At 72.0% G+C, this 14,087-nt stretch carries 13 protein-coding genes; 8 read left to right on the top strand and 5 right to left on the bottom strand.

Going from position 1 to position 14,087, the window contains the following annotated elements:
- Positions 1-21: 21 nt before the first annotated feature.
- The 3 genes from ABIC29_RS02710 (at position 22) to ABIC29_RS02700 (ending at position 2,612) form a co-directional block, all read left to right on the top strand.
- Positions 22-591, top strand: coding sequence for an NADPH-dependent F420 reductase (locus ABIC29_RS02710; protein WP_116080732.1), 570 nt, complete (start codon positions 22-24; stop codon positions 589-591).
- Between the two features lie 112 nt (positions 592-703).
- Complete coding sequence (locus tag ABIC29_RS02705) at positions 704-1,924, top strand: AI-2E family transporter (protein WP_354242478.1); 1,221 nt, start codon at positions 704-706, stop codon at positions 1,922-1,924.
- Between the two features lie 19 nt (positions 1,925-1,943).
- A complete protein-coding gene (locus tag ABIC29_RS02700) occupies positions 1,944-2,612 on the top strand; it encodes a GAP family protein (protein WP_158551744.1) in 669 nt (222 codons plus the stop codon).
- A 31-nt stretch (positions 2,613-2,643) separates the two neighbouring features.
- Here ABIC29_RS02700 and ABIC29_RS02695 read toward each other — a convergent pair whose 3' ends face one another.
- The gene (locus tag ABIC29_RS02695) at positions 2,644-3,444 is read right to left on the bottom strand and encodes a BMP family ABC transporter substrate-binding protein (RefSeq protein WP_354242476.1); all 801 of its coding nucleotides are present in this window, start codon (positions 3,442-3,444) and stop codon (positions 2,644-2,646) included.
- 152 nt (positions 3,445-3,596) lie between these two features.
- Between ABIC29_RS02695 and ABIC29_RS02690 the strand changes: the two genes are divergently transcribed.
- The 3 genes from ABIC29_RS02690 to ABIC29_RS02680 all read left to right on the top strand — a co-directional run bounded on the left by ABIC29_RS02690 (position 3,597) and on the right by ABIC29_RS02680 (position 8,607).
- Positions 3,597-4,850, top strand: coding sequence for a HupE/UreJ family protein (locus ABIC29_RS02690; RefSeq protein ID WP_354242473.1), 1,254 nt, complete (start codon positions 3,597-3,599; stop codon positions 4,848-4,850).
- Between the two features lie 141 nt (positions 4,851-4,991).
- Complete coding sequence (locus tag ABIC29_RS02685; RefSeq protein ID WP_354242470.1) at positions 4,992-7,421, top strand: purple acid phosphatase family protein; 2,430 nt, start codon at positions 4,992-4,994, stop codon at positions 7,419-7,421.
- Positions 7,422-7,491: 70 nt separating this feature from the next.
- Entirely contained in the window at positions 7,492-8,607 is a 1,116-nt protein-coding gene (locus ABIC29_RS02680) for a WxL protein peptidoglycan domain-containing protein (RefSeq protein WP_116080726.1), read from the top strand.
- Positions 8,608-8,692: 85 nt separating this feature from the next.
- Here ABIC29_RS02680 and prpB read toward each other — a convergent pair whose 3' ends face one another.
- Positions 8,693-9,592, bottom strand: a complete 900-nt coding sequence (prpB, locus tag ABIC29_RS02675; RefSeq protein ID WP_354242466.1) for a methylisocitrate lyase — start codon at positions 9,590-9,592, stop codon at positions 8,693-8,695.
- An 85-nt stretch (positions 9,593-9,677) separates the two neighbouring features.
- A complete protein-coding gene (locus ABIC29_RS02670; RefSeq protein ID WP_354242463.1) occupies positions 9,678-10,337 on the bottom strand; it encodes a pentapeptide repeat-containing protein in 660 nt (219 codons plus the stop codon).
- Positions 10,338-10,448: 111 nt separating this feature from the next.
- On the opposite strand from ABIC29_RS02670, the gene ABIC29_RS02665 reads away from it, so the two are divergent.
- Positions 10,449-11,426 (top strand): LLM class flavin-dependent oxidoreductase, encoded by a 978-nt coding sequence (locus tag ABIC29_RS02665; protein ID WP_116080723.1) that lies wholly within the window; start codon positions 10,449-10,451, stop codon positions 11,424-11,426.
- A gap of 48 nt (positions 11,427-11,474) precedes the next feature.
- Positions 11,475-12,164, top strand: a complete 690-nt coding sequence (locus ABIC29_RS02660; RefSeq protein ID WP_354242460.1) for a DNA alkylation repair protein — start codon at positions 11,475-11,477, stop codon at positions 12,162-12,164.
- Positions 12,165-12,263: 99 nt separating this feature from the next.
- Here ABIC29_RS02660 and ABIC29_RS02655 read toward each other — a convergent pair whose 3' ends face one another.
- Positions 12,264-12,959: an ABC transporter ATP-binding protein gene (locus tag ABIC29_RS02655; RefSeq protein WP_354242457.1), complete on the bottom strand. Its 696-nt coding sequence runs from the start codon at positions 12,957-12,959 to the stop codon at positions 12,264-12,266.
- Positions 12,956-14,029 (bottom strand): ABC transporter permease, encoded by a 1,074-nt coding sequence (locus ABIC29_RS02650; RefSeq protein ID WP_354242454.1) that lies wholly within the window; start codon positions 14,027-14,029, stop codon positions 12,956-12,958. Before ABIC29_RS02650 ends, ABIC29_RS02655 begins: the two co-directional genes overlap by 4 nt.
- Positions 14,030-14,087: the final 58 nt, after the last annotated feature.

Genomic DNA, 14,087 nt, shown 5'->3' with positions numbered 1-14,087 from the left:
AGGCACCACGAGGAGAACCACATGACCACGGTCAGCATCATCGGAAACGGCAACATGGGCACGGCGATCGGCGGACTGCTCACCGACGGCGGCACGACCGTCGAGTACATCGACCGCGCCACCACCGACATCGCGGGCGACATCGTCGTGCTGGCCGTGCCGCACCCCGCCCTCTCGCAGATCGTCGCCGAGCGCGGCGACCAGCTCGCCGGCAAGGTCGTCGTCGACATCACGAACCCGCTCGACTTCGCCACGTTCGACGGCCTCGTGGTCGACGCCGACGGCTCGGCCGCCGCCGACCTCGCCGCAGCGCTCCCCCAATCGCGCGTGCTCAAGGCCTTCAACACCAACTTCGCGAGCACGCTCGCCTCGAAGACCGTCGGCGACGCGCCCACCACCGTGCTCATCGCGGGCGACGACGCCGACGCCAAGGCGCTGCTCGCCTCGGCCGTCAGCGCCGGCGGCGTGAAGGCCGTCGACGCCGGGTCGCTGAAGCGCGCCCGCGAGCTCGAGTCGCTCGGCTTCCTGCAGCTCACCCTCGCCGTGCAGGAGAAGATCTCCTGGACGGGCGGCTTCCCGCTCGCCGCATAGGGCGTCCGACGCATCACCCGAACGGGCGGGGCCGCGACGCGGCCCCGCCCGTTCGGGACGGATCCGGCGCATCTCCCCCACCCGGCACCGCCGGGGTACTAGCCTGACCTCGATGTGGTGGAATCGGAAGCACCCGAAGCCCGAACCGGCGCCCGACGCGCCGGAAGCCGTCGCTGCCGCCGCCGCAGCCACGCCCGTGAACCGCAACGCGTACCTCCTCATGGCCCTCGGCGGCGGAACCCTGGCGGTCATCGGCCTCGCCCAGATCGCCTCGATCGTCGCGCCCGTCTTCCTCGCCCTCATCCTGACGATCTGCGCGCAGCCGATCAGGGTCGCGCTCGAGCGACGCGGCGTGCCCCGCGGCATCGCCACCGGGGCCGTGATCGTCGCGCTCATCGCGCTCGTCGTCGTCTTCGGCTACGCCGTGGCCATCGCGCTCAGCCAGTTCGCTGAGCTGCTCCCCCAGTTCGCCCCCGAGATCCATGCCTGGCTCGCGAGCCTCGGCGGCTGGCTCGCCTCGATCGGCGTCGATTCCACCGAGATCTCCGCCGTGCTGGGCAGCTTCGACGCCGGACAGGTCGTGCAGGTGGTCTGGGGGCTGGTCGGCGGCGCCGTCGGCCTCACGACGACCTTCGTCATCATCTTCACGATGCTGCTCCTCATGCCCATGGACGCCTCGCTGCTGCCGGCCGTGCTGGGCAAGATCGAGCCGCATCGCCCGCTGCTCGTGCGCTCGCTCCGCGGCTACGCCTCGAACGTCCGTCGCTACATGGTCGTCACGACCGCGCTCGGCGTCGCCCAGGGCGTCATCAACTGGGTCGTCCTCGAACTCCTCGGCGTGCCCGGCGCGTTCATCTGGGGCCTCCTGTCGTTCATCTGCAGCTTCATCCCCAACGTCGGCTACTTCATCGCGATCATCCCGCCCATCATCTTCGGCGCCCTCACCGGCGGCTGGCCGACCGTGATCGCCGTCATCGTGCTCTACGGCATCGTGAACGCGGGCGTGCAGTCGATCGTCCAGCCCCGCGTCGTCGGCAACGCCGTCGCCCTCAGCCAGTCGATCACCTTCTTCTCCGTGCTGTTCTGGGCGATCGTGCTCGGGCCCACCGGGGCGATCCTCGCGATCCCGCTCACGCTCCTCGTGCGCGGCATGCTCGTCGACACCAATCCGCGCATGCCGTGGGTTCGCCCCCTGCTCGGCGACCTCGACGAGACGAAGGCGACCCTCAGCGCATCGGATGCCGCGCGCAAGGCCGAGCGCCGCACGCGCAAGGCCGGCCCTTCGGCCCTCACCGAGACCGCCGTGCCCGGCGACGACGCGAAGTCCGACTGAGCCGGCGGGACCGACGACGATGCTCGCCGCCATCGGCCACCTGCTCCCGATCGCGGTCGCGGCCGCGGTCAGCTCCGTGCCCGTCATGGCCACCATCGTGCTGCTGCTCTCGCCGAACCGCACCCGCACGGCGCTGCCCTTCCTCATCGGCTGGGTCGCCGGACTGCTCGTCGTCGTCTCGATCTGCACGCTGTTCGCGCAGCTCATCCCCACGCCGAAGATCGGCCTGCGCCCGAACACGGCGATCGGCATCTGGGAGACGGTGATCGGGTCGGCCCTCATCGTGCTCGCCATCGTCTCGTGGGTGCGGAGTCGGCACGACGCGCGCACCGAGCTGCCGAAGTGGCTCCGATCCATCGACCGGATCGGCGCGTGGCAGGCCGTCGGACTCGCCCTCGTGCTCAACCTGCGCCCCAAGGCGATCCTGCTCGCGATCGCCGCAGGGCTGGCCATCCGCGGAGAGGGCCTCGACCTCACCGCGACGGCGATCGCGGTCGGCGTCTACGTGGTGATCGCCGCGTCGAGCGTCGCCGTGCCGATCATCGTCACCCTCGCCGCCCCCGCGCGCATGGAGCCCCGCCTCGTCATCTGGCAGGACTGGCTGATCCGCAACAGCGCCGTCGTCACCTCGCTGATCGTGCTGATGGTCGGAGTCGTCGTGCTCGGCAGCGGACTCAGCCGGTTCTGAGGGCGAGCGGATGCCGCGGCATCCGCACCGCTCATTCCGACGCCGTCGCCGACTCCGGCAGTGAGACCACGATGCCCGTCACGCCGTGCAGCACGGCGGCGACGCCGGCGTCGAGCGCCTCGCCGGCGCGCGCAGGCGTGACCGCCGCGGCATCCTGCACGTCGTCGGTGATGCCGGTGCCCCGGAACGTGGCGCCCGGCCAGATGACCGAGGTGACGTTCTCGGTCGGCTCGCCGAGCTGGGCGCCGATCACGAGGTACTGCTGGTCGAGGTGCTGGGCCGTGCCGTAGGCGAACTCGTCGACGACCCCCTCCCCGGCGCCGATCACGAGGTCTGCGCCGGCCGACGTCGCCTGCTCGAAGCGGTCGCTGAGCTCGGCGGCGCCGGCCGCGGGGAGGATCTCCAGTTCCGCGCCGGCCCGGTCGGCCCATGCCGAGATCGCCGCGACGATGGTCGCCGTCGTGGCGTCGCCCTGGGCGGCCACCACGACCGCGCGGAATCCGGCGGGAACCTCGACCCGGCTCCACGAGCCGGGTTCGGGGGCGATCGTGGCCTCGGGTGTCGGGCTGAGGTCGTCGCCGAGGAACCCGGTGCCGAGCACGCCGATCGAGCCCGCCTCGCCGACGACGGAGCCGTCCGCGATCGTCGTCGACCCGGCGACCGCGCACCCGCTCAGCCCGGCGAGCAGTGCGAGACCCGCGGCGAGGACTCCGGCGGCCGGCCGGAGCGCGGGAGCGCGGAGCCCGGAACGGCCGAGAGGTCCGGGACGGGAACGGCGAGGGTCGGCGCGGGGATCGGCGCGAGGGGCGGGGCGAGGGGCGGGGCGAGGCACCCGCCGATCGTGCCCGAGGCGCGCGACCCGGTGCCGACCCGTCGGTGCCCCCGAGGTGAACGGGAGCGGAACGCTCGGCCGTTCGCCTCGCGTCCGCCGCACGTTCACCTCGCTGCGGCAGGGTACCCGCGACCCGAAGGAGTTCCGCCCCGATGCCCCGACCCGCCACCCCGTCGATCCGCCGCGGCCCGTCGCCACGCGCGGCGGCCGCGCTCACCCTCGTGCTCGCCGCACTCGCGACCCTCGCCGCCCTGCTCGGCGCGACGCCCGCCGCAGCGCACGGCTTCTCGTCGACCGTCTACGTCGACGCCGCCGAGTCCCCCGACGGCGGCATCCGCACCGAGCTCGACCTCGAGTACGACCTGCTCGTCGTCTCGGCCGCCGAGAACGGGAACGATGACGCGTTCTTCGACGACGGGATGTCGCTCTTCGAGACGGGCAGCGAGGCCGAGGCTCTGAACGCGCACGCCGAGACGGTCGTCGGCTACGTCACCGAGCGGTTCGCGGTCTCCGCCGACGGCGCCTCGTGCGCGCCGACCCAGGTGGGCGACCTGCGCGCGCACGAGCGCGACGGCGTGCCGTACGCGCAGCTCACGCTGGAGTTCGCCTGCCCCGCGGCATCCGGAACCGAGACGGCGATCGCAGTTCGCAGCAGTCTCTTCCCCGACGAGGAGGGCTACGTCACCGGCACCGAGACGATCCTCGACTACGCGTTCGGCGACGCAGCCGGCAGCGCGGCGCTCGACGCCGCGCACCCCGAGTTCTCCACCGGGCAGGCGTGGACCGAGCGCTTCGGCGAGTTCTTCCTGCTCGGCGCCGAGCACCTGCTGTCGGGCGCCGACCACATCCTGTTCCTGCTCGCGCTCATCGTGGGCTCGCGGCGCCTCCGCGACGTGGTGCTCGCCGCGACGAGCTTCACGATCGCCCACTCGGTGACGTTCCTGCTCGCCGCGGTCGGCATCGTGACCGTGCCGGCGGCGGTCGTGGAGCCGATCATCGCACTGTCGATCGCCGTCGTGGCGGTCGTGTACCTCTGGCAGGTCTCGCGGCAGCGCGGCCGTGCGCTCGTGACGCCGACCGCGCCGACCGGGCTCCTCGGGCTCACCCGCACCGACTGGCTCCGCCTGGCCGTGGTGTTCGGGTTCGGCCTGATCCACGGGCTCGGGTTCGCCGGCGCCCTCGGCATCGACGAACCGTGGTCGTGGTCGCTGCTCGGCTCGCTCCTGGTCTTCAACGTCGGCATCGAGGCCGTGCAGATCGCCATCATCCTCGTGGTCTTCCCGTTGCTGGCGACGACCCGCTCGCGCGCCCCGCGCACCGGCCTCTGGCTGGGCGTCGCCGTCTCGGCCGGCGTCGCGCTCATGGGACTCGTGTGGTTCGTCGAGCGCCTGCTCGGACTCGGCTAACCCTGCCGCCAGCCGCCCGGGATTCGGCTGCGGGTCATCGACCGTCGGACGGATGTTCAGTTCCGGTTCACGCCGCGAGACGACCGTTGGGCCGCGCACTCCGCGCACCTCATACGCATCCGAAAGGTGTTGCACCCCTTCATGAAGATGACAAGCGAAGCGGGCGGGCGGAACCTCCGTCCCTCACGCGGCGTGGTCGCCACCGGCACCCTGATCTCGCTCATCGCGGGATCCGTGGCCATGGGCGCTCTCTCGGCCGGCGCGGCCGAACTGCCCGCGACCCTCCTCACCACGGCTTCCACCTGGAAGTTCTCCGACAACGGCACCGACCCGGCAGCCGGCAACGCGAACCGGCTCGCCTGGACGGTCGCCGGATTCGACGACACGGCCTGGAAGTCGGGCGCGGGCGCGTTCGGCGCGAAGAACGGCGCGGCCGTGCCGAACCTCGGCAGCGGATTCCCGGTGACGACGGTCGTGAACCAGTACCTCGACCCGGCCGCGGCGACGAAGGTCGATGTGCCGACGTACCACTTCCGCACGACCTTCGACCTGACGAACGACCAGCTCGGCGCGATCTCGGGGCTGACCGGTTCGGTCGTCTACGACGACGCGGTGCAGATCTTCATCAACGGCACCAAGGTCGCGGGCTTCGCCGACGACCGCGTGAACGCCGCCGACCCCGCGACGCAGAACCTCACGTATGCGGGCAACGGCCTGAGCGACCCCGTGACGAGCGCCTTCACGGTGCCCGACGCGGTGCTGCACGCCGGCACGAACACCGTCGCGATCGCGCTGTATCAGGACCGCGCGACCTCGAGCGACGTCTACCTCGACCTGACGTCGCTCGCACCGGTCGCCGAGCAGGTCGGCGCCGCGTCGCTCTCGGACCTCGTGCTCGGCGTCGGCTCCGACGAGACCCAGCGCAACCTCGCGTGGTACTCCTCGGCCGACACCGCGCAGGTCGTGCAGTTCGCACCGGCCGCCGCGTACACGGGCGGGGCCTTCCCGGCGTCCGCGACGAGCGTGGCCGCGACGGGCGGCCCGACGACGAGCGGCGAGTTCAACCGCTTCGCCACGATCTCGGGGCTCGCCTCGAACACCGCCTACGTGTACCGCGTCGGTGCCGAGGGCGCCTGGTCGGCCGTCGAGTCGTTCCGCACGCAGGACTTCGAGGGCGCGTTCGACCTGCTGTTCTTCGGCGACCCGCAGATCGGTTCCTCCGGCAACGTCGCGAATGACGCCGCCGGATGGCTCGACACGGTCAACGTGGCCACGCAGACCTACCCCGATGCCGAGCTGCTCTTCTCGGCCGGCGACCAGGTCGAGTCGGCCTCGAACGAGGCGCAGTACCAGGCGTTCCTCGGCCCTGACCAGCTGCGCGAGGTCCCGTTCGTCGCGACGAACGGCAACCACGACGTCGGCTCGAAGGCCTACGAGCAGCACTTCAACACGCCGAACACCGACCGCACGGCCGGCTCCGGCACGGCGACCGCGTCGGGCGGCGACTACTGGTTCATCTACAAGGACGTCCTGTTCATGAACCTGAACTCCAACAGCCGCGACTACAGCACCCACATCCCGTGGATGCAGCAGGTCGTGGCCGAGCACGGCGACGAGGCGACGTGGAAGGTGCTCGCATTCCACCACTCGATCTACTCGGCCGGTCCGCACGCGACCGACAGCGATGTGGCCGACCGCCGCGCCAACCTGCCGACCGTGATCTCCGACCTCGGCGTCGACCTCGTGCTCCAGGGCCACGACCACAGCTACGCGCGCAGCTACCTGCTGCGCAATGGCGAGAAGGCGAACGCCGATGAGGCCGCCGGCGCCGACCAGGTCGTCGCCGGCCCCGGCGGCGTGCTGTACGTGACCGCGAACTCCGCCTCGGGCTCGAAGTACTACGGCCTCCAGGCCTCGGGTTTCCCGTGGCTCTCGGTCTCGAACCAGGAGAACGTGCGCAACTACTCGGCCGTCGAGATCAGCGACGCCGCGATCACCGTGAAGACCCTGCGCTCGCAGGCGAACGGCGCCCAGAAGCCCGTGAACAGCGTCGTCGACCAGGTCACGCTCACGCGTGAGGCCGACGAGTCCGGCGTCGCGCAGCAGGTGCAGGTCACGGTGCCCGAGGCCGCGGCAGGCGAGTTCGCCTGGAACATCGACGGCACGAACGGCCTCGTCGACCTCGGCACCGCCGTGCAGAAGGCCGACGCGTTCGAGGCGAACGGCGCGATCAACCCGATCCGCGTCTCCGACACCCGCAGGGGCGCGCCCGTCTGGTCGATCTCGGCGCAGGCCGGCGAGTTCGCGGCCGGCGGCGAGACGTTCTCGGGCAAGTACCTCGGCTGGACCCCGAAGGTCACCGAAGCGGGCGGCGGCGCGACCGCCGGCGCGGCGATCGGTTCGGGCTTCGACGCCGGCGACGGCCTCTCGGTGGCCTCGACGCTCGGTTCGGCTGCGGTCGGCCACGCGTTCGGCGCGGCCAAGCTCGGCGCGGACCTGTTCCTGAAGGTCCCGTCGAACATCGCCGAGGGCACCTACACGGCGACGCTCACGCTCACGGCGCTGAGCTAGTCGTCTCCCGGCCGGGGCGGGCGATCCCCGCCCCGGCCTCCCCCGTTCCACCAGATCCATCGAGGACCCCATGCACGAACTCCACCTGCCCTCCCCCGCAGCCGCGCTCCCGCGCCGCACCCGCCGTTCGCGACCGGCCGCCGCACTCGCCCTCGGCGCCGCCGTCGTCGCGACGGCGCTGGCCGGACTCGCCGGGTTCGGGGCCGGGCCCGCCGTCGCCGCCGACGACCCCGTCAGCTGGGGCGTGCGAACGGCCTCGAACGACCTGGGCGCCGAGCGCGCGAACTACGCGTACGTGCTCGACCCCGGCACCGGGCTCGACGACGCCATCGTCGTCACCAACAACGACGACGTGGCGGTCGACCTCGACCTCTCCGCCGCCGACGGCTTCACGACCGAGACCGGCGTGCTCGACCTCGTGGCGAACGACACCCCGTCGACCGCGGTCGGCTCGTGGATCACGCTCGCGGCGCCGACCGTGCACCTCGAGGCCGGCGAATCGGCCGAGATCCCCTTCCACGTCGAGGTGCCGGCGGGCGTCACCCCCGGCGACTACTCAGGCGGCATCGTGACCGCGCTGCCGACCCCCGAGTCGGCGTCGGGTGTCAGCGTCGACCGCCGCCTCGGCATCCGCGTGCAGCTGCGCGTCGGCGGTGAGCTCGCCCCCGTGCTCGCGATCGAGGACCTGCGCATCGACTACTCGGGGAGCGCGGACCCCTTCGCCGCCGGCACCGCGACCGTCACCTACACGGTGCACAACACGGGCAACGCGCGACTCGCAGCCGACCAGGCGATCGACGTGGCGGGCCCGTTCGGCATGCTCCGCGTCGAGGCGACGCAGCTCGAGGCCCTGCCCGAACTGCTGCCCGGCGACACGAGGGACGTCACCGCGGTGGTGCCCGGCGTCGTGCCGACGGGCCTGCTGACCGCGACCGTCGACCTCTCGCCCCGGCTTCCGGTCGAGGGCAGCACGACCGGCAACGCCCCGCTGCCCGAGGTGCAGGCATCTGCCACCGGCTGGGCCGTGCCGTGGACGTTGCTCCTCATCGTGCTCGTGCTCGCGGCCGCCGCGATCGCGTTCCTCGTGCTGCGCCGACGTCGGAAGCGCCGTGAGGCCGCCCGCATCGAGGCCGCCGTGGCCGAGGCGCTCGCGCAGCGGGAGCACGAGCTGGAGTCGGTCGGCTAGCCCGCGCGGGCGAGTACGACCGACGGGTACGACAGAGGGGCGGATGCCGTGGCATCCGCCCCTCTGCGTCGTCGGCAGCGCCGACTCAGCGCGCGATCTGGAAGTTGAACACGTCCTGATCGAAGTGGTTGTACTCCTCGTAGTCGACGAGGTCGTACAGGTCGGCGCGGTGCTGCATCTCGCCGAGCTTCGAGGTGAGGTGGCCCTCGTCGATGATCGTGTCGAGGCCGCGGCCGGCCGCGCCCATCGCGATGCGGAGCAGCGAGACCGGCCAGATCACGATGTTGACGCCGGCGTCGCGCAGCTGGTCGACCGAGAACAGGTCGCTCTTGCCGAACTCGGTCATGTTGGCGAGGATCGGCACGTCGAGCGCCGCGCGCATGGCCTCGAACTCGCCGAGGTCGCGCATCGCCTCGGGGAAGATCGCGTCGGCACCGGCGTCGACGAGCGCCTTGGCGCGGTCGATCGCCGCGTCGAGCCCCTCGACGGCGCGGATGTCGGTGCGCGCCATGATGAGGAAGTTCGGGTCGCGGCGGGCATCGGAAGCCGCGCGGATGCGCTTGATCGCGGTGTTCTCGTCGACGACCTGCTTGCCGTCGAGGTGGCCGCAGCGCTTGGGGTTGATCTGGTCCTCGATGTGGGTGCCCGCGATGCCGGCGTCTTCGAGGGTCTGGATCGTGCGGGCCACGTTCATCGGCTCGCCGAACCCGGTGTCGGCGTCGATGATCGCCGGCAGCTCGGTCATGCGCGCGATCTGCTGGCCTCGGCCGGCGACCTCGGTGAGCGTCGTCAGGCCGATGTCGGGCAGGCCGAGGTCGGCCGCGAGCACCGCGCCCGAGATGTAGACGCCCTCGAAGCCCTTGCGCTCGATGAGGCGGGCCGACAGCGGGTTGAACGCGCCGGGGAAGCGGAGCAGCTCGCCCGAGGCGAGGCGCTCGCGGAACAGGCGGCGCTTCTCGGCGGCAGGGGTCTGGGAATACAGCATCAGGGGTGTCCTTTCGCGGCCGCGCCCGGCGCGGTCGACGGACCGGCGGGGCGCACCTCTCAGGCTACCCGCCCGCCGCGGCGGGTCAGCCGACGATGCGGATGCCGAGCTGCTCGGCCAGCCGCGTCGCGATGAGCGCCACCTGCAGCTCGTCCATCGTCGCGCCGCGCAGCCCCTCGACCCCGGTCACGTCGAGGTCGAGGCCCCGCAGGTCGACATCGGCGAGCCTGGCGCTCGTGACGTCGAGCGAGCGTACGTCGGAGTCCGTGAACGCCATGCGCTCGACCCTGGCTCCGCCGAGGTCGAGTTCGTCGACCGTGCAGTCGGTGAACCGCACGTCGCGCAGCGTCGCGCCGCGGAGGTTCACGAACCCGAGCTTGCATCCCACGAAGTGGACGGCCTGCCAGGTGTCCTCGTAGAACTCGACCGACCCGATGCGCGAGTTCGACACGACCACGTCGCTAAGGCTCGCGCGCGGCGCCCGCAGCACCGGTGCGTCCCAGCGGTCGAGCACCGTCTCGGCGATGTCGGCGCCGCGCAGGTGCACGTCGTGGGCCGTGACCCCGACGACCTCGACCTCGCGCAGGCGGATGCCCGTGAGGTCGCGCTCGGAGAGGTCGCCGCCGGCGACCCGGACGCCCTCGAGGTCTGCGCCCGACACCAGCACCGCGGCATCCGCCGGGTCGAGGTCGGGCAGCAGGATGCGGTCGATGCGCGGGGCGATCGTGCGAGCCGGCTTCGCCATGTCAGAGCACGATCAGCTGGACGGTGGCGAGGGCGAGGGTTGGCACCGGTCGATCCTACGGCGCGGCGGGCCACGCCCCGAACGGAGCTTCGCCTCTGGAAGGATGACACCGTGACCGCTCCCATCGCCGCCCGCGTCGGCGTCCTGCTGCCCCGTGACCTGCCCGTCGACCAGGTGCTGCCGTACGCGCGGCGCGTCGAGGAGCTCGGCTTCGACGAGGTCTGGCTCGTCGAGGACCTGGGATTCCGCGGCGGGCTCGCGCAGGCGGGGGCCGTGCTCGCGGCGACCGAGCGCATCACCGTCGGCGTCGGCATCCTGCCCGCAGGCGCGCGCAACGCGGCCTTCACCGCGATGGAGATCAACACGCTCGCCCTCATGTTCCCTGGCCGGTTCATCGCCGGCATCGGGCACGGCATGCCCGAGTGGATGCGGCAGGTCGGCGCGTGGCCGAAGAGCCCGCTGACCCTGCTCGGCGAGTTCACGACGGCCGTGCGGGCGCTGCTCCGCGGTGAACCGGGGCCCGCGGCCGGCCGGTACGTCGACGTCGAGGGCGTCGAACTCGTCGAGCCCGCGTCGGTCGTGCCGCCCGTGGTGCTCGGCGTGCGCGGACCGAAGTCGCTCGCGGTGGCCGGGGCGACGGCCGACGGCGTGGTGCTCGCCGAGCCCGCCGCGCCGCCGTACATCGCCGCTGCGGTCGAGCACGTGAGGAGCGGGGCGACGGATGCCGCGAGCCACCTCGTCGTGTCCTACGACGTCGCGGCGGTCGACGCCGACCCGCAGGCGGCACTCGCCCGCGTGCGCCCCGGACTCGCGTGGATCGGCGAGCCCGACTGGGCCCCGCACCTCGTCGGCCTCCCGTTCGCCGACGACCTCGCCGCGCTGCGCGCGTCGAGCGCCGGACCAGACGAGTTCGCCGAGCGCCTGCCCGACGCGTGGGTCGCCGAGCTCGCCCTCGCCGGCACGGCCGAGCAGGTGCGCGAGCGGCTCGCCGCCCGGCACGCGGCCGGCGCGACCACCGTCGTGCTCACGCCGATCGGCGACGACCGCCTGGGCGAGCTGGAGCACCTCGCCGAGGTGCTGCCGCGCTGATCCCGACCTAGGCTGGAATCCCAGCCCGGCCGAACGGAGGAGACCACGGTGGCAGTTGGTGCGAAGGTGCTCGACCCGGCAGTCGGCGAGGTGCTCGCCGAGCTCGCGGCACTCGAGGACCCGAAGGTCCGGGCGGTCAACGAACGCCACGGCGACGACCACGGCGTCAACCTCAGCCAGCTGCGCGGCGTGGCCAAGCGCCTGAAGATCCAGCAGGATCTCGCGGTGCAGCTCTGGGCGACCGGCGAGACGCCGGCGCGGCTCGTCGCGATCCTGATCAGTCGCCCCAAGGAGTACACCGCCGCCGAGCTCGACGAGATGCTGCGCGAGGGCCGCGTGCCCAAGGTGCACGACTGGCTCGTCAACTACCTCGTGAAGAAGAGCCCGCACGTCGAGGAACTGCGGGTCGCCTGGTTCGACGACCCCGACGACATCGTCGCGAGCGCCGGATGGTCGCTCACCGCCGCCCGCATCGCGAAGAGCCCCGAAGGACTCGACCTCGCCGGGCTCCTCGACCTCATCGACGCGCACATGAAAGACGCCCCGCCTCGCCTGCAGTGGTCCATGAACGACTGCCTGGCCTCCATCGGCATCCACCACCCCGAGTACCGGGAACGGGCGATCGACATCGGTGAACGCCTCGAGGTGCTGAAGGACTACCCGACCCCGCCGAACTGCACGTCGCCGTTCGCACCGCTCTGGATCGCCGAGATGGTGCGCCGCCAGTCAGCCGGCTGAGTCCCGAGACCGACGGCGCAGCGCCGCACGGGTCGCGACCGGATCGGTCTCGCCGACACGATCGTCGACGTCGGCCCGCGTGGCATCCGCTCGGTGGCGTCAGGCCGCGGCGCGTGCGACCTCGGTGATCCGCCCGTCGACCAGGTGCACGACGCCGTGCATGCGCGGCAGGTGCACGAGGTCGTGGGTGACGAGCAGGGTCGAGGTGTTGCGTTCGTCGGTGAGCCTCAGGATCAGCTCGATGATGCTCGCCCCGCGCTCCTGGTCGAGGGCGCTCGTGGGTTCGTCGACGAGCAGCACACTCGGATCGTTCATGAGCGCCCTCGCGATGTTCACGCGCTGCCGCTGACCTCCCGAGAGCTGGTGCGGTCGCTTGCCACGTTGATCGGCGAGGCCCACGGCGTCGAGGAGTTCGTCGGCCCGAGCCGAGGCGGCACCGCGGTTGCGGCGACTGTGCTTCGCGCCGAGCTCGTTCATCACCGTGAGCTGTTCGGTCGCCGTGAGGGAGGGCAGCAGGTTCGACTGCTGGAACACGATGCCGATCCGGCTGCGTCGCAGCTCGGTGGCCTCGCCGGCGTCGAGCTGCGTCGCGTCGACGTCGTCGATCAGCACGCGGCCGGCATCGGGTCGGATGAGCGTCGCGGCCACGGCGAGCAGGCTGGACTTGCCCGACCCGCTCGGGCCGGTGATGCCCGTGACGGTTCCGGGGTGCGCGGTGAGCGACACCCGGTCGACGGCCGTGAGCCGCCCGTCGCCGTCGGGGAAGGTCAGGGTGATGGTGTCGAGGGTGATCATCGGTTGCTCCCGAGGGCGGTCAGTGGGTCTGCGGAGGTGACGGAGCGGAGCGCGAAGCCGGCTCCGGCGAGGCCGAGCACGATCATGATGACGGCCGGCAGGAGGGTGGTGATCGGGCTGAGCAGGAACGGCAGGGCACTTCCGCCGACGAGCGCACCGAACAGCGCGACCACGGCGAGGCCCACCCCGATGCCGAGCGCGAGCACGACGAGCGCCTGCCCCAGGGCGTCCCGCACGAGCGAACCGGTGCTCGCCCCGAGGGCCTTGAGCACGGCGATGTCGCCCTTGCGCTGCATGGTCCAGACGGTGAAGAACGCGCCGATGACGAGCCCCGAGATGCCGAACAGCATCGCGACCATGAGCAGCAGCGAGCCGATCTCCGACTTGAAGGCGCTGAGCGCGAGCAGGGATCCGAGGGTCGTCTTCGAGACGGTGCCGTTCGTGGCGTCGGCGGCGTCCCAGTCGGGGTCGCCGCTCACGGCCAGCACCGTGGCGTCCGCCCCCGGATCGCCGGTCGCTGCGGCGTAGGACTGCCAGTCGGCGAGCGTCATCTCGACGACCGGGGTGTGGCTGTACCAGGCGTCGCCCCCGATCGTCTCGACGGTGTACGCGGTGCCGGCGATGGAGATCTCGTCACCGCCTTCGACGCCGAGGTCCTTCGCGGCGGGCGTCGAGAGCCCGACGCGTCCGTCGGCGGACGGGGCCGTGGCGTCGAACCCGGGCTGCACCCCGAAGACGGCGATCGCCGTGCGCACGTCACCGGCCTCGGCGCTCGTCTGGCTGATGCCGATGGGCTCGACGCCGCGCACGCCGGGAACGGCGGCCCAGTCCTCGGCCTGCTGCGCGGTGACGGCGGAGTCCGAGAAGCTCGGCGCGTCGGAGCCGTCGGCGGGCGCCGAGAACACGATGCGGTCGCCCGGGATGTCGAGCACGGCCGAGATGTTCTGCGTGGCGAGACCGCCGGTGAGCCCGCTGAGGAACCCGACCAGGATGGTGATGAGCGCGACGACCGAGCCGATGAGCACGAATCGGCCCTTGGCGAATCGGAGGTCGCGGATCGCGACGAACATGTTGAGTCCTTTCCGGCCACCCGATGGGGCGGCATGACCACCCGACGAGGTGGCATGT

Origin of the sequence: Agromyces sp. PvR057, assembly GCF_040547485.1 — a bacterium.
GTDB lineage: Bacteria > Actinomycetota > Actinomycetes > Actinomycetales > Microbacteriaceae > Agromyces.
Note: the sequence above shows the minus strand (reverse complement) of the source record. Positions and strands in the feature narration are given on the sequence as shown.

Bases quoted from the DNA above. Each gene is read 5' to 3' on its own strand.
- ABIC29_RS02710 (WP_116080732.1), top strand. From the start codon at position 22: ATGACCACGGTCAGCATCATCGGAAACGGCAACATGGGCACGGCGATC.
- ABIC29_RS02705 (WP_354242478.1), top strand. From the start codon at position 704: ATGTGGTGGAATCGGAAGCACCCGAAGCCCGAACCGGCGCCCGACGCG.
- ABIC29_RS02700 (WP_158551744.1), top strand. From the start codon at position 1,944: ATGCTCGCCGCCATCGGCCACCTGCTCCCGATCGCGGTCGCGGCCGCG.
- ABIC29_RS02690 (WP_354242473.1), top strand. From the start codon at position 3,597: ATGCCCCGACCCGCCACCCCGTCGATCCGCCGCGGCCCGTCGCCACGC.
- ABIC29_RS02685 (WP_354242470.1), top strand. From the start codon at position 4,992: ATGAAGATGACAAGCGAAGCGGGCGGGCGGAACCTCCGTCCCTCACGC.
- ABIC29_RS02680 (WP_116080726.1), top strand. From the start codon at position 7,492: ATGCACGAACTCCACCTGCCCTCCCCCGCAGCCGCGCTCCCGCGCCGC.
- prpB (WP_354242466.1), bottom strand. From the start codon at position 9,592: ATGCTGTATTCCCAGACCCCTGCCGCCGAGAAGCGCCGCCTGTTCCGC.
- ABIC29_RS02670 (WP_354242463.1), bottom strand. From the start codon at position 10,337: ATGGCGAAGCCGGCTCGCACGATCGCCCCGCGCATCGACCGCATCCTG.
- ABIC29_RS02655 (WP_354242457.1), bottom strand. From the start codon at position 12,959: ATGATCACCCTCGACACCATCACCCTGACCTTCCCCGACGGCGACGGG.
- ABIC29_RS02650 (WP_354242454.1), bottom strand. From the start codon at position 14,029: ATGTTCGTCGCGATCCGCGACCTCCGATTCGCCAAGGGCCGATTCGTG.